The sequence below is a fragment of the Bradymonas sediminis genome (assembly GCF_003258315.1).
GTDB classification, from domain to species: Bacteria; Myxococcota_A; Bradymonadia; order Bradymonadales; family Bradymonadaceae; genus Bradymonas; species Bradymonas sediminis.
On sequence record NZ_CP030032.1, the window covers coordinates 1,656,849 to 1,674,119 of the forward strand.

General features: G+C 61.1%; 17 protein-coding genes. 5 read left to right on the top strand and 12 right to left on the bottom strand.

Annotation, left to right across the window (positions count from 1 at the left end):
* The first annotated feature begins 125 nt into the window (after positions 1-125).
* Complete coding sequence (locus DN745_RS06180; protein ID WP_133622059.1) at positions 126-1,007, top strand: hypothetical protein; 882 nt, start codon at positions 126-128, stop codon at positions 1,005-1,007.
* Positions 1,008-1,177: 170 nt separating this feature from the next.
* Here DN745_RS06180 and DN745_RS06185 read toward each other — a convergent pair whose 3' ends face one another.
* From DN745_RS06185 to DN745_RS06195, 3 genes are all read right to left on the bottom strand, one after another.
* The gene (locus DN745_RS06185; protein ID WP_162687504.1) at positions 1,178-2,179 is read right to left on the bottom strand and encodes a S66 peptidase family protein; all 1,002 of its coding nucleotides are present in this window, start codon (positions 2,177-2,179) and stop codon (positions 1,178-1,180) included.
* Between the two features lie 39 nt (positions 2,180-2,218).
* Entirely contained in the window at positions 2,219-3,079 is an 861-nt protein-coding gene (locus DN745_RS06190; RefSeq protein WP_204355096.1) for an ABC transporter ATP-binding protein, read from the bottom strand.
* 63 nt (positions 3,080-3,142) lie between these two features.
* The gene (locus DN745_RS06195; protein WP_133622060.1) at positions 3,143-4,123 is read right to left on the bottom strand and encodes a hypothetical protein; all 981 of its coding nucleotides are present in this window, start codon (positions 4,121-4,123) and stop codon (positions 3,143-3,145) included.
* Between the two features lie 338 nt (positions 4,124-4,461).
* Here DN745_RS06195 and DN745_RS19920 point away from each other — a divergent pair, with 338 nt between their 5' ends.
* The 3 genes from DN745_RS19920 (at position 4,462) to DN745_RS06210 (ending at position 8,762) form a co-directional block, all read left to right on the top strand.
* Entirely contained in the window at positions 4,462-4,665 is a 204-nt protein-coding gene (locus DN745_RS19920) for an HP1242/YdcH family protein (protein WP_162687505.1), read from the top strand.
* Between the two features lie 278 nt (positions 4,666-4,943).
* The gene (locus tag DN745_RS06205) at positions 4,944-8,207 is read left to right on the top strand and encodes a transglycosylase SLT domain-containing protein (protein WP_133622062.1); all 3,264 of its coding nucleotides are present in this window, start codon (positions 4,944-4,946) and stop codon (positions 8,205-8,207) included.
* Positions 8,208-8,312: 105 nt separating this feature from the next.
* A complete protein-coding gene (locus DN745_RS06210) occupies positions 8,313-8,762 on the top strand; it encodes an RrF2 family transcriptional regulator (RefSeq protein ID WP_162687506.1) in 450 nt (149 codons plus the stop codon).
* A 70-nt stretch (positions 8,763-8,832) separates the two neighbouring features.
* Here the strand turns inward: DN745_RS06210 and DN745_RS06215 are convergent, their stop codons facing one another.
* Positions 8,833-10,173 carry a thrombospondin type 3 repeat-containing protein gene (locus DN745_RS06215; RefSeq protein ID WP_111333057.1) on the bottom strand — a complete coding sequence of 447 codons (1,341 nt, stop codon included), beginning with the start codon at positions 10,171-10,173 and terminating at the stop codon, positions 8,833-8,835.
* Between the two features lie 134 nt (positions 10,174-10,307).
* On the opposite strand from DN745_RS06215, the gene DN745_RS06220 reads away from it, so the two are divergent.
* A complete protein-coding gene (locus DN745_RS06220; RefSeq protein ID WP_133622063.1) occupies positions 10,308-11,183 on the top strand; it encodes an MBL fold metallo-hydrolase in 876 nt (291 codons plus the stop codon).
* A gap of 86 nt (positions 11,184-11,269) precedes the next feature.
* Here the strand turns inward: DN745_RS06220 and DN745_RS06225 are convergent, their stop codons facing one another.
* The 8 genes from DN745_RS06225 to DN745_RS06260 form a co-directional block, all read right to left on the bottom strand.
* On the bottom strand, positions 11,270-11,797 hold the full coding sequence (locus tag DN745_RS06225) for a M67 family metallopeptidase (RefSeq protein WP_162687507.1): 528 nt from the start codon (positions 11,795-11,797) through the stop codon (positions 11,270-11,272).
* A gap of 65 nt (positions 11,798-11,862) precedes the next feature.
* On the bottom strand, positions 11,863-12,837 hold the full coding sequence (locus DN745_RS06230) for a PLP-dependent cysteine synthase family protein (protein ID WP_204355097.1): 975 nt from the start codon (positions 12,835-12,837) through the stop codon (positions 11,863-11,865).
* Between the two features lie 5 nt (positions 12,838-12,842).
* Complete coding sequence (locus tag DN745_RS06235) at positions 12,843-13,118, bottom strand: ubiquitin-like small modifier protein 1 (protein WP_111333062.1); 276 nt, start codon at positions 13,116-13,118, stop codon at positions 12,843-12,845.
* A gap of 72 nt (positions 13,119-13,190) precedes the next feature.
* On the bottom strand, positions 13,191-14,162 hold the full coding sequence (locus tag DN745_RS06240; RefSeq protein ID WP_133622064.1) for a pyridoxal-phosphate dependent enzyme: 972 nt from the start codon (positions 14,160-14,162) through the stop codon (positions 13,191-13,193).
* A 178-nt stretch (positions 14,163-14,340) separates the two neighbouring features.
* A complete protein-coding gene (locus DN745_RS06245) occupies positions 14,341-14,799 on the bottom strand; it encodes a GNAT family N-acetyltransferase (RefSeq protein ID WP_111333066.1) in 459 nt (152 codons plus the stop codon).
* Positions 14,800-14,808: 9 nt separating this feature from the next.
* The gene (gene maiA, locus DN745_RS06250) at positions 14,809-15,474 is read right to left on the bottom strand and encodes a maleylacetoacetate isomerase (protein WP_111333068.1); all 666 of its coding nucleotides are present in this window, start codon (positions 15,472-15,474) and stop codon (positions 14,809-14,811) included.
* 5 nt (positions 15,475-15,479) lie between these two features.
* A complete protein-coding gene (locus DN745_RS06255) occupies positions 15,480-16,457 on the bottom strand; it encodes a fumarylacetoacetate hydrolase family protein (RefSeq protein ID WP_111333070.1) in 978 nt (325 codons plus the stop codon).
* A 216-nt stretch (positions 16,458-16,673) separates the two neighbouring features.
* A complete protein-coding gene (locus DN745_RS06260) occupies positions 16,674-17,252 on the bottom strand; it encodes a DUF924 family protein (RefSeq protein WP_111333071.1) in 579 nt (192 codons plus the stop codon).
* Positions 17,253-17,271: the final 19 nt, after the last annotated feature.

Below are 17,271 nucleotides of genomic sequence, written 5' to 3' on the forward strand. Positions count from 1 at the left end.
CAGTTTTATCCGCTCTAGAGTTCGCTTTCTCTTGAAACTGTTCGGCGTTTGTCTCATGCTTATAAGAGACGCGTTCTCGTTTCGTTGATGTTCTGAATGTCGTTGATTTCCCAAAGGAGTTGCTGATGACCAGGAAAATGCGGTCTGCACTTATTCTTCTCGTGATGATGAGCTTTGCCTCGGCGCTGGTTGCCTGCGGAGACGAAGACGTAAGCCAGGGATGGACAATTGAGGAGGGCGACGGCGCCGGAACCGGCTACGGCAGCGACACGGTCGTCGTCGCGACACCGGGCGACCCGGACCGCTCCGTCATCGTAACCGGTGACCCGGACCGATGTGTCGATATCGGCGCGGACTGCATCGACCTCGACAAGGCCAAGGATGATTTCGGCGGAAAATATTGTGACGAAGCCGGATCACAGGCCGACGTCGTGGTCGTCGAAGGTGAGGTCGTGGACGTGATCTGCTACCCCCCGGCCGATGAGGGGACCGATATTCGCGAAGCCGAGACCGATGAGAATGGGACGGTCCAAGTCCCTCAAACCGAGAGCGGCAGCGTCGTCACCTTCCCCGCGGAGACCGACGGTGCACCCATCGAGGGCGATATTGAGATCGAAGCCGAGAGCACCACGATTTTTGGCAACGGCCCGGATAATACGATCATCGACGGGGACCTTAAACTCACCTCGAATAACTCGCGGGTGCGCGGCCTGGCGGTCACCGGCAACGTTGAGTTCGGCGAGAATTCCAATAATTCGGCCATTTCATATTGCCGCATTGAAGATGATCTGAAGGTCGAGTCCAACGGATTTAAGGCCGTGAATTGCCAGGTGTTTGGGGATGTCGAGGTCACCGGAAACAACGCCATCTTGACCAATATCGGCGTGCAGGGCGACTGGACGGTCGCCGATGGCACCGTCTGCAACGGCTGCTATTCCTTCGAGGATGTAAACGAGGACTTCCTCGTGCAGGTCGAAGAAATTGGCCAAGAGATTGTCTGCGAATAAGCCGCGAGCGGCTTGATTGCTCGAGCGTCTTACTGAAAGCGAAATACGGGCACGCGTTCTTTGAACGTGTGCCCGTATTTTTTATGGAGGAAAGTGACTTGTGCGCGCCCGCCTCATCGGTGGGTGTTCTTTTCTCATCCTAATGAGTTGGCGACGAGCGTTCGTGCGTCTCAAGTCGGCGCGCTTATCCAGGATTGGCACAAACGAAAATACTTACCTGTCGCGTCCAACTCTGCCTCCACGCCGATCGGAATGGTCATCAGCGGGTCGGTATGCCCGAAATCAACGTCGTAGATCGTTGGTATCGCATAGCCGCGCAGCGCCGTATCCAAAATCGCCGTGAAGCTGTCTTCCTCCGTAAACTCCACGGAGTCGGCAAAGCGCCCGATGACCAGGCCTTCGATTTGATCGAAGACGCCCATGTGGCGCAGACGAGTGAAGAGGCGGTCGACGGTCTCGGGCGACTCGCCTTCGTCTTCTTCGGCAAAGAGAATTGCCCCGTCCAGGTCGGGCCAATAGGGCGTGCCGGCCAAGAGAAGCAGACTGCCGATATTGCCGCCGAAGAGGCGGCCGCGGGCGCGTCCCGGCACATAGGTCTTCCACCCGTCGGACGGGCGCTCAACCATCCTCAGGTCCGGATGCTCGTACCATAAATTGGTTGATATGATTTCGGCGGGTTCAAAATCGAGCACGTCGCCGCCTTCGAAGAGGACGCGCTGGAGCCCGCGAACGGTGTATTCAAAGAGTGTGGGCTTGGCGAAAGAGATCACCGCGGGGCCGCTGAAGGTCACCAGGCCGGTGCGCGCCGTGATGACGTTTAGCAGCGGGGTGAGATCGCTATAGCCGATGATCGGTTTGGGGTGGGCAGCGAAGAGGTCGAAGTCGAGATATTCCAGAAGTTGGTGGGTTTGATGCCCGCCCCAGAATGCCATGATCGCGTTGATCGACGGGTCGCGAAGGAAGTCATGGATCGCCTGGACACGCGCTTCGATCGTGCCGGCGCTATGCCCAATCGTCTTGCGACAATTGGGCGCCTCGACGACTTCGAGGCCCAGGTCGGCCAGGCGGCGGTAGCCCTGTGCGATCACCGCGTCATCGAGCGTATTAATTGGGGATGAGGTAGCGATGACGCCGAGGCGACTTCCCTGGGCGAGCGCAGGAGGGCGGATCATGGGGGGCATATTCGTTCTCATGGATGGAGATTACACAACTTATTCGCTCAAATGCCCAAACCGCTCCGCCACCGCCGCGGCGCGCTCGTCCTTGCTTTCCTCGGTGAGCTTCAAAAAGACCTGCTCGAGCGTGCCCTCGTTGCGCCCGGATTTGTCGCGAAGTTCGCTCAGGCTGCCGCGGGCGATGATGCCGCCGTGGTTGATGATCGCGATCTGGTCGCAGACCTCTTCGGCGACCTCCAGGGTGTGGGTCGACAGCAGGATGGTCATGCCGTGCTCGTCGGCCAGGGTGCGAAAGAGCGTCTTGACCAGGCGGTGGCCCTTGGGGTCCAGCCCGACCATCGGCTCATCGACCACCAGCAATTTGGGGTTCGGCAGAAGCGAGCCGGCGAAGACCAGGCGCTGCTTCATGCCGTGACTAAAGCCCTCGATGAGGTTGTCGCCCCACTCACGCAGCTCGAACATCTCCAGCATCTCGCGCATCCGACTCGCCACAAGCTTTGACGGCATCTGGTAGAGCCCGCCGATGAACTTCAGGTACTCGAAGGCGGTGAGCTTGTCGTAGACATAGGGGCGGTCGGGGATGAATCCGGTGACCTTTTTGGCAGCGACCGACTCCTTCTCGACGTCAAAGCCGTGGATCTTAATCTGGCCGCTGGTGGGCTTTAGCAGGCCGGTGATCATGCGCAGCGTGGTCGTCTTGCCGGCGCCGTTGGGCCCCAGGACCCCGAACACCTGGCCGTAGGGGACCTTTAAGTCGATGCAGTCGACCGCGGTGAAGTCGCCGTATTTTTTGTGCAGCGCCGTGATCTCGACGATCGACTTTCCCTGCTCAGGCGGGTGGGGCGTCATGGTGGAGTCGGGGGCGGCGGTATTTGGCGTGGCGGTCGCTTGGGACATCGTCGGCAATCCTGGGCTGATTAAAAGGGGTTGCGGCAGCTGCGTTTTGATGGGCGCTCGGTATTACTCGGCAATCTTCATTTCGCCGGACTGGTCATCATCGGCCGGGGCAGGGCGCTCGGCGGGCGGAGCATTCGCGTCGGCCAGGCTCAGCTCATCTCGGCTAAAGTGGCCGGCGAGGATTTGCCGGGCGACCGCGACGCGAAGCGTCTTGCGTTCCCCGGCTTCGCCAGCCTCTTTGGCGGCATCGGCGTTGCGCGTTTCGAGCTGGCGGCGAATCGACGCCGAGCGAGTCTTTCCCAGAGCGGCGGGAATCCGCGCAGCGGTCGTGCGCAACGGAAACGCGCGAATCAACAGGTCCGCCTCTGCGTCGACATAGAAGTCGAGTTCGCGCTCGCCGGCGCGTTTTCGGAAGTGGTCCGCCTGGAAATTCTCATCATAGACTTCCAACTCGCGATTCTCGATATAGCGCATCTCAACCGGCGAGAGCATCGCGAAATAGGGGTCCATATAGGACGCGCGGTAGGTCTCACCGGGGTTCAGCCCGTCGGTGGCGACCAGCGCGTTGAGCGCGTTGATGGACAGGCGCACGGGCTCGTCCAGCGCGATGCTCTCGGTTGTGGCGTCGTCGCCGAGGGTCGTCGACAGGCGCAGGGTTTCGCCTTCAACCTTGCCCGTCGCCTTAAAGAGCCCGCCGGAAGTGCGGACTTCGGTGGTGAACTGTCTCAAGTATCCGTCGATGTCGAGGCGTGTTTTCACCGAGGCGTCGATCGACTGGGGCTCACCGAGAAGATCGACCACCATATAGGTGTCGTGCTCGAGCAGCCAGCCGTCGGCCAACTCGGTGCGTGTCTGGTGGACGTACCCGGCGTCTTGAGTGTTGCGCCGAAGCACCAGCCAGGTGGCGCCTTCGCGCATCACGAACTCGGCGCTGCGCTGCGAACTCTGGGAGGCTGATGAGGATTGGGCTCGGTAGATAAAAAGCCCCGAGAGCCCCAGCCACACGGCCACCACCACGATTCCGATGATATCAAATAGTTTCAAGGAGTTGTCCGAATCAAAGTCGTTTTTAGGGCGCCGCTTACCCGCGCGGAGCACTCGCCCCGGGGGCGCCGGCCGCCCCGCAGCTCCTTGATACTAATCGACGGATGCAGCTTAGAGAAGGGCGCAATAATTCGAGGCCAAACGCGCCTTCCTGGGGCCGGCGTAGGCCATCTCTTTGACAGTCATATCGGCGGTTTCTATACTCGAAGGCGAGTCTCGTCAGTACGTTGCTTTGCTCCCGGGGTGTTTTGCCCCATTTGCATACGTTTATGCGAGCGCAGAGCCGACCTGGCGCAGACCGCTCCATTTCTCATCCCTGTGAACGAAGGAGGACGCGCATGTCGAAGTTAGCATCCCGGTCGCAAAAGGACAGAGAGTACGGTCTCGAGCAGCTTCATCGTGAACATCAATCCCTAGAGAGGCGGCTCGAATCGTTGAGTCGACCGCCCACGCTCTCCGCCGAGGAAGAGGCTGAGGTCCAGGAGATTAAGAAGAGGAAATTGGCGATCAAGGATGAGTTGATGGCCTTTGAGCTGATCTGACGCACGCCTTGAAACCCTCGAGGTTCGGGCGTTCGCAAAGAGACCTTGGGACGAAGCCGCTGCGCTCGCAGCGGCTTTTGTGTTTCTTGGCCGCGGAATTTGGCGCGCGCGTTTGGGCGTTTAAGATCCGAGGATAAGATCGACGAGGTCAAGGGCGCAGAAAATGCTTAGATTCTGGCGTTGCATGCCGTATCATCTATAATGGAGAATAGCGGGGCATTTCAGGTCATATCGACACGGAGTCGACGGCCACCGCATTGGATTTATAAGGCGTGTTTATGAGGGAGCAACCCAATATCTGGACGAAAACACTATTCTCGGTCAAAGCCTGGGGCGTGGTTGGATTTTCAGCCGTTGCTCTGTGGGCGGTGCCCGACCTTTCAGCCGAGCGATTCGGGGTGGGCGCGCGGGGGACGGTTCAGAGTCCGCTCAACGCCGCCGCGCTGGAGTCGGTTCAAACGCAGTTAAGAGTGCCAGCGGTGGTCGCGCTCGCCGGGTTGGCCTTGCAGGATGCCCAGGGCGCCGCGCAGCTCAAGAGCGTCGAGGTGGGCGAGGAGCAGGCGCTCTCGAGCGCCCAGCAGGCCTTCTTCGAAGAGCGCATCGCCGACGCCGAGCAAATCCTCGCCGCGCTCATCCCTCATCGCCAGGCCCAACTCAAAGACGAATCCCTGGACGACGCCACGCGCGACCGGTTGCAGACCGAGCTCTACCAGGCGCAACTCCTCCATGCCCATAGCCTGAGTCGGCTCGATAAACACGCCGCCGCCGCCGACGTCTTCGCCCAACTCGAGGGCAAGACCGGCGTCGATGATTTTGTGTATTGGTTGCGCGGCCAGGCGCTTCGCCGCGCCGGAAAGCCCGCCGAGGCGGCCAAGGCCATGCAGGCGGCGTTCGACCAGGACACCACGCCGGTCAAGCTGCGCGCACAGGTCGGCAACGCCCATGCCCTGGTCGAAGCCAAGGATTGGAAGAGCGCGCTGCCGGTGCTCGAGCAGGTCATCGACGCGCTGCCGAATTATCCGCGCCGCTATAAGATTCTCTATTACCGCGCCCAGGCGCTCGAGCAGCTCGGCCGCCTCGACGAGGCGGCGCGCGCCTATCAGCAGGCGTGGTTCGAATTCCCGCATAAGGAACAAGGGGCGATGGCGCGCGAGGACCTGGCGCGCCTGGCCAAGTCCGGCCACGAACCTGCGCCGATCTCGCGCACCCGCCTCTTTGAGCGCTACCGCATGCTGCGCATCAATAAGCATTGGGACCTGGCCGAGGAACTCTTCCTGGAGTTGATGGAGGAGCACAAAACCCCCGGCGGGCACTCGGCTTTTGAGCACGAGATTTTGACCCAATTGGTGCTCAATAGTTATGTGCCCGACCGCAATAAGGAGGCGATGGGTTGGCTTCAAAAGCTCAAGGCCGAGTACGAGGCCGGGCATACGGCCGGGATTAGCGCGGACCTCCTGTATAGTTATCTGAGTCATACCTATTCGCGCCTGGGTGACTTCGAGAAGTCGCGGGCCGCGCTGGAGACGAAGTTGGCCAACGCCAGCAAGAACGCGCGGGCGACCGAGATTGCGCAATTTCTTAAGGACCACGGGCGCTATCAGGAGGCCAAAGAGATCTACGACGAGCTCTATACCTCCTGGCGAAAGCTCGGCTGGGATTATACCTGGCTTCTCTACAAGACCGGCGATTTTCAGCAGGCCTACGAGAATCTGACCCGGCTTGCCGAGCGCTCCAGCGGGCAGAAGCGCGCTAAATATATGTATTGGGCCGCGCGCACGTTGACCCTCGACGGCAATATCGAGGAGGCGACCAAGCTCTATACCGATATCGCCCGGGTATATGAGCTGGGCTATTACGGCATCCAGGCCCACAATCGTCTGCTGGACATTCAGCAGGGCAAGGCGGTCGATGATCGTTTGATCGCGCAGACCCGCGGGATCGTCGACGGCGCAAGCGAGGTCCTCGCCGCCATGGAGCAGGTCGAGGATGGGCTGGAGAGCTCAGTGGTTTCGGCTGCGAATGCCTACCAAGACCCGCGAACCGTCCAGCGCACAGGGAAGAAAAGGGCCGCCCAGGCCAAGCCTGGCGAGGCGGTCGCCGACCGGAGTTCGGAGATCGACTGCAGCCGCGAGACCGGGCAGGAGCGCCATTTTTGCGAAATGCTCGTGGCCCAATCGCGGGACGCGAAGCATACGATTCTTGAGTCTGCCCTGGCGCCTTATCTGCCCTATACGAACCTGATGTCGTCGAGCGTGAGCGGGATTTCGCGCGCCGAAATCGCCTCGGCGGTCCTCGATGGCGACACCGAGATTGACGCCATTGAGTTGGGCGACAGCGCCGGCGAAGACGCGCCGCCGCCTCGGCGAGGCGTGGCGGTGTCCAAGCATCGCAGCACCAGCGCACGGGCGAATTTCGACACCCCCGCGCGGATCTATTGGGAGGGGCGCCGCGACTCGCCGGCGGCCTTCGTCAACGCCGATAATGGCAAGGCCATCGGCCCGATGCCCTCGCGCCCCATCGCTTACGATGAGGATGCCTATCAGGGCGGCCTGGAGCGCGCGATCGCCGAGATGGGCGACCTCTTCCCGCAATTGGAGCGCGCGCGCTGGCTGCGCGACGCCGGCTATTCCATCTACGCGCGTTGGGTCATCCGCGACTTCGCCATGGAGTATATCGGCCTGCGCGACGCCGGGCGCCCGGGCGCCAAGCCGATCGAATTGTCCACGCCTCGCTGGACCTATCTCATCGACAACCGGCGCCGAGATCGAGCGGGCATGTGGGGCTTTCGCTCCGATGAGCCTCGCTATCCGGTGCCTGGTCCGGCCGCCGAGCGAAAGGCGATGCTCGAGCGCCAACAGGAGATCTACGACCGGCGGAATCAGATCGCGCCGCTTGCCTTGGACGCGCTCAAAGATGTCGGGGACTTCCATATGGTCCGAAGCCTGAACTTCGGCACGGGCCCCTGGTATCGCGCCGACCCGAAGGGGCCGCTGCGCTATAAGTGGATGCAGGCCTACCCACGCGCGTTCCCGCGCCAGGTCATTCGCGAGAGCAAGCGAAACGGCATCAACCCCTACCTGGTGTGGGCGGTGATGACCGTCGAGAGTACCTATAACCCGGACTCCATCAGCTACGCCGACGCGCTCGGGCTATTGCAGGTTATCCCGCGCACCGGCATCAAGACCGCCGAGATGCTCGGGGATGAGACCTTCGGCGCAGAAGACCTGCTCACCGAGGATGTCGCGGTGCAGCACGGCGCGTTCTACCTGGGGAAATTGGTGAAGAAATTCCGCGGCCAGGAATTCTTGGCCATCGCCGGCTATAACGGCGGTCCGCACCGCGTGAGCGCGTGGATGGACAAGCGCGGGCGCGATATGCCGCTGGACGAATTCGTCGAGGAGATTCCCTTCGACCAGGCCCGCGGCTACACCAAAAAGGTCACCCGTTTCCTCGCCCTCTATCTGCGAATTTACGAGGGGGTTGAGCATCTCTATGTCGGGCAGAATATGAACCTCGACTATCTTCCAGACCCCAACTTCTAAAGCTCAGTAGGGATGCGCGCCAGGCCGACGAATTGACACCAAATTGTCGGCCTGGCTAGGATGCGCTTGGCTTGTAAATACAAATTTTTGGATAGCAGCAAAATTATGGATATCAGCGCGCGCACCATGTACGGACTTCGGGCCCTCGTCACCCTTGCCAACGCCCGAACGGCCACCCCACAGAGTATTCAGACCATCGCCGACGATGAGCAGCTTCCGGCGAAGTTCCTCGAAGGCATCATGGCCGACCTGAAGCGCGGTGGGTTCGTGCGCAGCAAGCGCGGCGCCAGCGGGGGCTATCTGCTGGCCCGGCCGGCCAGCGAAATCACCATGCTCGATGTTATCCGCCACCTGGACGGCCCCATCGCCCCGGTCGGGCTCACCGACAAGACCGTCGATGACACCCCGACCGCTCGCCAACTTGCCTTCCAGCCGGCGTTTAAAGAGATCCGGCAGGCCACCATACGGGTGCTGCAGAGCTATTCCATTCAGGCCATCGCGGACGCCGTCCCCGAGACGCCTGGCGATGATTTTCAGCCCATTTATCAGATATGATTTTTGCATAAATAAAAAAGCGCGGGTCGAAAGACCCGCGCTTTTTTATGTCTGGGATGCGCCCTAAATCTTAGTCTGCGCAGACCGGCATTTGGTTCGGATTATAGACCTCGGGGCAGTTGTCACAGCGGTCGTAGATGCCGTCGCCGTCGGTGTCGAGCGGGCCGCAATCGGGCATGCAGGCGTCGCCCACGCCGCTGCCATTGGAGTCTTCCTGCGCCGGGTTCGGCACGCTCGGGCAGTTGTCGCAGCTGTCGCCGATGCCGTCGCTGTCGGTGTCTTTCTGCTGGCTATTGGGGGTGCCGGGGCAGTTGTCACAGACGTCGCCAAGGCCGTCGCCATCAGAGTCCTTTTGGTCCGGATTGGCGACGCTCACGCAATTATCGCAGGCGTCGCCGATGCCGTCTTCGTCGCTGTCTTTTTGGTCGCGGTTGGCGACGTCGGGGCAATTGTCGCAGGCGTCGCCCACGCCATCGCCGTCGCTATCTTTCTGGTCGAAGTCGACCACCAGCGGGCAGACGTCGCACATGTCGCCGATGCCGTCACCGTCGCTATCGAGTTGGTCGGCGTTGGGCAGCAATGGGCAATTATCGCAGACGTCGCCGACGCCATCTCGGTCGGTGTCGAGCTGGTCGGGGTTCTGTTTGCGCGGGCAATTGTCGTCGGCGTTGGGGATGCCGTCGCCGTCGATGTCGTCGTCGCAGGCGTCGCCCATATCGTCGCCGTCGATATTGGACTGGTCGGGGTTTCGCGTGCCCGGGCAGTTGTCACAGACGTCGCCCACGCCGTCGCCATCGCGGTCATGCTGCTCGGGGTTCGCGATGCGCGGGCAGTTGTCGCAGGCGTCGCCGATGCCGTCGCCGTCGGTCTCGAGCTGCTCCGGGTCCGCGTTCGCCGGGCAGATATCACAGACATCGCCCACGCCGTCGTCGTCCGCATCGGCCTGGTCGGGGTTCGCGATATCCGCGCAATTATCGCAGGCGTCGCCCACGCCGTCGCCGTCGCGGTCCTCCTGGTCGGGGTTTGGCGCGCTCGGGCAATTATCCTCGGCGTTGGGCAGCCCGTCGTTGTCGATATCGTCGTCGCAGACGTCGCCGGCGCCGTCTGCGTCGACGTCGGATTGGTCGGCGTTTTCGATGTCGGGGCAATTGTCACAGGCGTCGCCCACGCCGTCGCCGTCGCGGTCCGCCTGGTCGGCGTTGGCGACGTTCGGGCAGTTATCGCACACGTCGCCGACGCCGTCGCCGTCGCGGTCCGCCTGGTCGCCGTTCGGCACGCTCGGGCAGTTGTCCGAGATATCGTCGATGCCATCGCTGTCGATATCCGACGCGGTACACGCGGCGAAGAGTCCCCCCAGCGCGATGCTGAGGAGGAGTGCGAAAAATGAGGTGCGCAGAACCTGACGATTCATGTTATTTCCAGCTAGAATGACAAGATGAGGGATGACAATTGCTTTGGGTGCTTCAACTGCAGGCGCTCCAATCTAGTTCGCATGAGTTTAAATGCGAAGCAAGGAATCACAATAGATTGTTTTGGAGGATTAAGGTGAAAAATAGAACACTTCCGACCCGGCTCACGCCCCTGATGGAGGCGCGCTTTGGCCTCGACGGCGGGGCGATGTTCGGCATCATCCCGCGACCGCTGTGGGAGCGCACCAACCCGGCCGACGCCCAGAACCGCATCGACATGGCGTGTCGCTGCCTGCTGGTTGAATACCCAGACCGAAACGTCCTGGTCGACTGCGGCATCGGGTCGAAATGGAGCCAGAAGGAGCGGGGCATCTATAATATTAACGCCCAGGACACGGCGCTCACCGAGGCGCTCAACGCCCGCGGGTTAAGCCCGGCCGATATCGATGATGTTATCCTGACGCATCTTCATTTTGACCACGTTGGCGGCGCCAGTGAGTTTGCCGGGGAAGGCGACGCGCAGCGTGTGCGCGCGACGTTTGCCAACGCGCGCCATTGGGTGCAGCGGCGCAATTGGGCGTGGGCAAACGGGCCGAGCGCGCGCGACGGCGGAAGCTATCGCCCCATCGACTTCACCTTCTTTGAGACCCAGGCCGACGCGCCGCCGCTTGAGCTCGTCGACGGCATCGCCGAGATCATGCCCGGCATCGAGGTGCTGCCAATGCACGGGCATACCTTCGGCATGCAGGTGCTGAAGATCACGACCGCGGAGCATACCTTCGCCTACGTCGCAGACCTTATCCCGACGACCTCGCATATGCGCGACCCCTATGTGATGGGCTACGATATTCAGCCGTTGGTGACGGTCGAGGAGAAGCGGGGGCTCTTATATGAGGCGAGTCGAAACGACTGGATATTGATCTTTGGACATGACCCGAGCACGAGCTTCGCGCGGGTGGAGTTGGACAAGCGTGGTCGCCCGAGCGCGGTGCCGCTCGACATCGACTTCTAAGCGTGCGGACTGAGTCGCCGAATGAAAGAACCCCAGCCGGGCTGCCCGGCTTGGGTTCTTTTTATGCGCTCGTTTGGGCTCAAAAATCAGACCAACGAGCCGGCTTCGATCGCGTAGTTTCCATCCTTAATCGCCAATTCAACCGCCGTGACGAATGTCGCCGAGTTGGGGTCGAAGCGGAAGAGCTTCGCGTGGTCGGCGCCGTCTTCGCGGGTGGACACCACCAAAAAGTCGACGCCGGGGTGGGCGGCTTCGGGCGGGTCTGCGGCGGTTGGCCCCGGGATGGTCGCGGCGGCGATATCCTCGTCGCTGAAATAATCGCCCACGTCCGCGTGGCTATGCACGATCACCGCGACGCGCTCGCCACGGTCTTCGGCCCGCATAAACTCGATGGGGTCGATGATATAGAAGTGGCGCGCGGTGCGCGGGAATTGCTCGGGGTCGAGCGCGTGGTATTTATCGGCGAGGTTCTCGCATTCCAGGAAGCGATACGCGCCATCTTTTTCGAGGATGAGCCCGCATCCCTCGACCGGGTAGGCCGCTTCGAGCCAGGCGACGGCCTTGTCGAGTAGATCTTTTTGGAAAAGATTCTTATCCACTTCAACCAAAGACATATAAATCCTTGAATACATTGATATTCGAGCTGCCCGGGCCCTGGGCCTGGGGACCAACTTGCGGGTCAGTCAATCAGAAGGTAGCGGTCGGCGTGGTCACAGATCACGGTGACGATGACGGCCTTTTTGACCTTTTGGGCTGCCAATTTTTCGGCCAGTTGAATCGCGGCCCACACATTCGCGCCGGCCGAGTTTCCGGCGGCGATGCCCTCTTTTTTGGCCAATTTCTCGGCCATATCCCAACCATCCTCGGTCTCGACGGGGATGACGCCGTTGAGCTTGGACTCGTCGTAGATGTCAGGGACGATGGACGTGGGCATATGCTTGAGCCCCTCGAGCCCGTGGAAGGAGTCGGCCGGCTGGGCGCCGTAGGTCTCGATGGCCGGGTTAAAGCCCTGGAGCCCACGCGTCACACCCATGATGGTGCCGGTGGTGCCCGTGGCGGCCACAAAATGCGTGACGCGCTCGTTGCTCTGGCGCCAGATCTCGGGCGCGGTCGTCTTCTCGTGGGCGAGCGGATTATTCGGGTTGCCATATTGATTGGCGTAAAAATATTGCCCGGACTCATCTTCGTCGACGAGCTTTTTGCACAGGCGCTGCGCGCCGTCGCTGCCCTCGAGCGGGTCTGAGTAGGTAATCTCGGCGCCGTAGGCTTTCATGATGCGCTTGCGCGCGGCCGACGCGTTCTGCGGCATGACCAGGGCGACCTTGAGCCCAAGCGCCGCCCCGACCATGGCGTAGGCGATACCCGTATTGCCGCTGGTCGAGTCGATCAGGGTCTTCTCCGGGGTCAACTCGCCGCTCGCCAGCGCGTCGACAATGATCTGGCGCGCGGGGCGGTCCTTCACCGAGCCGCCGGGGTTATAGAACTCGAGCTTCGCCCAGATCTCGATGGACCCGGGCAGATGCTTGGTCACCTCGTTGAGGCGAACCAGCGGCGTATTGCCGATCATCTCGAGCACCGACGCCTTGGGTTCAGGCGCGCGGTTTGAGTCGGAGGAGTCCGGCGATGAGGCGCGATTTTTGGAGGAGTTCGCCACCACAATCAGCCTCCAGCGATGGCGGGAACGATGGAGATTTCGGCGCCCTCGGGCACCTCGGTGTCCAGGTTCTTTTGGAATCGAATATCTTCGTCGTTGGCGTAGACGTTGACGAAGCGGCGCAGCGCGTCGGCGTCGTCGAAGATGCGGCTCTTGATGTCCGGGTGCGCCTCGGTCAGGCCTGCCAGGGCCTGGCCGACGGTGCTCGCCTCGACAGCAACGCGGTCGTCGCCGCCGGTATATTTACGAAGGGGCGTGGGGATTCGAACGAAAACAGCCATCGTGGATTCCTAGTCTTAGGGATAAAACAAAGGGTTTAGTTGAAGCAAAACGGGTTGGTTCGGCCGCCGGCGTCAGATGATATCGGGGCGAAAGGTCACCTCAAAGAGAGGCTTGTCTTCCCAGCCCAGGTAGCGCTGGCCGGAGTCCGGGTTCAGCGCGACGATGACCGCGTCTTTGGGAAGGTCGGGGCGCATCTTAAGCGCCAGATGCACCGCCGCGGCGCCCTTGGGGCTGAGCAGGAGGCCTTCTTCGCGCGCAATATAATCGCGCATCTCCCAGGCTTTTTTCAGGCCAATCTTGGTGAGGCGGTTGTAAGAGTATGCGCTTAGCTCGGGGAATTCCGTGTCGGTGAGCACCGCGCCGCCGACCTGCAGGTCGGGGTGGGTCTCGCGTAGTTTTCCCGCCACGTGGCGCAGCGTTCCACCGGTCGTGACCGAGGTGACAAACGCGGCGAGCACTTGCCCGTTGAGCGCGTCCAATATCTCGGAGGCCATCTCGCGATACGCTTCGTTGACCGCCTCGCGGCGATAGCCGTCCACGAAGATGCGGTCGGAGGCTTCGCGCGACCAGCGCGCGGCCTCTTCGATCGCCCCGCAGGTGCCGGCCTCTTCGGCGGTCCACACGATATCTGCCCCGAAGCGCTCAATGAGTTTGACCTGGCGGCGGCTCGAGTTCGAGGGGGCGAAGATCTTAAGGTTGAGATTAAGCAGGTTGGTCAGCAGGGCGATGGCGACCGCGGAGTCATCGATGCCCGCGATGGCCAGGGAGTCGCCGGCCACGATATAGCCCGCGCGCACCGCATGGGTGACGATTTCGCGGGTGTAGCGGTCGCGGATACTCCCGCTCGGGTTCACGTTCTCCATCTTAATATAGACGTCCGCCCCTTCGCCCTGCGTGATGCGATTGAGCTTCACCAGGGGGGTGTTGCCGATGAGCGCGTCGATCCGATTCACCGTCAGCAGATCGGGCAGTCCTCGGGCGTTTTGCGTCTCGATGGGCGTGTCAGCCTTGCCTCGAGCGGCTCTAATCGCACCTTTAATCATGATATCACGTGGGGGTTTTGCGTTCTTAAATCGAATCGTATGACCGGCGCCCAAAAGGCTGCGCCCGTTGAAAGGCTCAACGGGTTAATTGCTCGCGGGGATTCAACATAGTAAACGCCCCAGACCTTCCCGGGAAGCGAAAATAATTTCGAAACCCTATCAACTCACTAGGTTATTCTTAATCACCCGCCAGAGTCGAGTCAAATCGCATCATGATATGGGGGATTTCGGCTTCGACGAACGGCTCGCCGACCCGTCGCCAGCCGAGGCGATGATACCAATCCTCGAGGTGTGCCTGGGCGTGAAGCTCGCCGAGATGCTGGCCGAGGGACGTCTGGGCGGCGCGCATTAAGCGCGTGCCGAGTCCCTGGCCCTGGAAGTCGGGGTGAATCGCCACGCGGCCGATAACCTGCGGGGCCTCATCGACAAAGATGCGCGCGGTGCCGATGAGTCGGCGGGTGTCGTCTGCGCCGTGCTGCCAGAGCATCATATGGGCGCATTCCGGGTCACGCCCGTCGATCTCAGGTTCGGAGGTAATCTTTTGGCCGACCACGAACACGAGGACGCGAAGGGCGAGGATGTCGTGGAGCTCATCGCGGGTGAGGTCGCGATAATGCGTGACGTCGATTGAAATCATAGGCTGGGCTCAGGGCGCGAGCACCGCGTCTGGCTGGGCGTCGGGATGTGACTCTTTGAAGGCGTCGAGCGCCTGACAATTCTGCTCAATTTGGAGCAAGAGCGGATACGCGCTCAGGTCCACGCTAAAGCGGCGCGCGTTATAAAGCTGCGGGATTAGGCAGAGGTCCGCAAAGCTTAAGTTATCGCCGACCGAGAAATTCCCGGCCGTTTCGGCGGCCAGAGTTTCGTAGGCATTTAGGCCGTCGGCGATAAACGGCGCGCACCATTTGCGCGCGTCGACCGGCTCGCCTTCGACCTCAAAGGAGGCCTTGAGGCGCTGCATCAGGTGCAGGTTCTGCAGGGGTTGAATTCCGCTATTGACGATCTCGGCGAGCTGGCGCGCCCGTGCCCGTAAAAACGGGTCGTCCGGCAAGAGCGCCGGCTCCGGATGGGTCTCCTCTAAATATTCAAGGATCGCCATCGATTGGGCGAGGTGCTGAGTTCCTCCCGCGGTCGAAATCTCGAGCGTCGGGAGTTGCTTCATCGGATTGCGCGCGCGGTAAGAATCCGCGTGTTGCTCGCCGCCGTTTTGCACCAGGTGCACCGCCTCATAGGCGTAATCGATCCCCTTGAATGCAAGGGCGATGCGCACCCGCCAGCTCGAAGAGCTTCGCCAATAGCTGAATAATTTCATCGTGATTAACCCTTGACCACTTTTTGGGAGATGGTCCCGAAGAGGTTCTGGCCGGCCTTATCGCGCATGCGAATATCGACCGTGTCGCCGACCTGCATATAAGGGGTTTTGAACTCGCCGGTGTCGATCTTCTCGATCATGCGCTTCTCGGACAGGCACGAGGAGCCGCGGCTGCGGTCTTCGTTGGAGACCGTGCCGCTTCCCAGGATGGTTCCGGCCGTGAAGGCGCGGGTCTTCGCGATATGCTCGATGAGCTGGAAGAAGCTGAAGTGCATCGCGGGACCGGCGTCGGGGTCGCCGAAGAACTCACCGTTATAGTCGGTCTTCAGCGGCAGATCGACGCGCCCCTCTTGCCAATGCTCGCCGAGTTCGTCGGGCGTGATGGCGAAGGGGGCGAAGGTTGTGGCCGGCTTGGATTGGAAGAACCCGAAGTTCTTGGCCAGCTCCGCCGGGATAAGGTTGCGGTAGGTGTTGTCGTTCACGACCATCAGCAATTTAATATGCTTTTCGGCGTCCGCGGCTTTGACGCCCTGCGGGGTGTCGCCCAGGACGACGGCGACTTCGGCCTCGAAATCCAGGCCCCATTCGGGGTTCGGCAGTGGGATATCTTCGGTCGGCGCCAGGAAAACACCCGAGCCGCCCTGATAGACGAGGGGGTCGGTTTCCAGGGTCGCGGGCGGCTCGGCGTCGCGGGCCTTACGCACCAGGACGATGTGGTTGATATAGGCCGACCCGTCGATCCACTCGTAGGCGCGGGGCAGCGGGGAGTGAAATTGGTCGACGTCGACCGGGGTTCCGCTGACTTCGCCGCTCTCTAATTTCGCGGCGAGGGCCTCCAATTGCGGCGCCACGTCATCCCAGGCGTCCAGCGCAGCCTGCATGGTCGGCGCGATGTCGGTGGCCGGCGTATATTGACTATTGTCGCGCTTCACCACGACAAGCTGACCATCCCGTGTTCCGTTCTTAATCGTACCTAATTTCATCTTCTTATCTCAGTCTCTAAAGGTGGTTATCAGGCGCATTTAACCCGAAGTTTCCGAGGCCATCGAAGAGGATGGCGTCGGCGCAATATTTCGTGGTCTTTGTATATTCCGGGCTTTTTAATCGGTTTAGCCCTAATCGCCGCGTATATTTCTGTCAACGATTGGCAAGTCGCTCGCGCGCAGTGCTGCGCGCGAGGCGGTGATACTTCGCAGGTCTTAAAACGAGGAGTTGGGCTGCTTCAGGAACTCGACCTCTTCGGGGGTGCTTTCGCGGCCGAGGACGTCGTTTCGATGCGGGTAGCGGCCAAATCTTTCGATGATGTCATAGTGGCGCTGGGCGTAGTCCAGGCCGTTGCGGGCGATGCTGTCGGGGGCGGGGTAGTCTTCGACGAGCTCTTCGAATTTCGCGATCGACAGCTTCTGGATTTCGAAGTCTTCTGAATGCTCCAGGGGCATATAGAAGAAGAAGCGCTGGACCTGATTGAGCTCGCGGTCGTGGCCTTTTTTGATGCCCTCAAGGGTCAACTCGAGCGCCTTGGGGTCCTGGGACCAGGACTTCGGCGAGCCGCGAAACAGGTTGCGAGAGAATTGGTCGAGCAACACGATGAGCGCGATTCGCCCCTCGGCGGTGTCGGCCCAATCGTCGTATTTACCCTGGATCGCCAGCTCGAGGTCTTCGCTAAATTTGGCGCGGATTTTGTCGTCGAAATCCTCGTCTTTGGTGAACCATTCCTTGCGGTATTCGGTGGCGTCGGCGAACCAAAAATCCAGAACCTCTTGTGCTTTTGCGTCCATGGGTGACTCTTTTCGATGG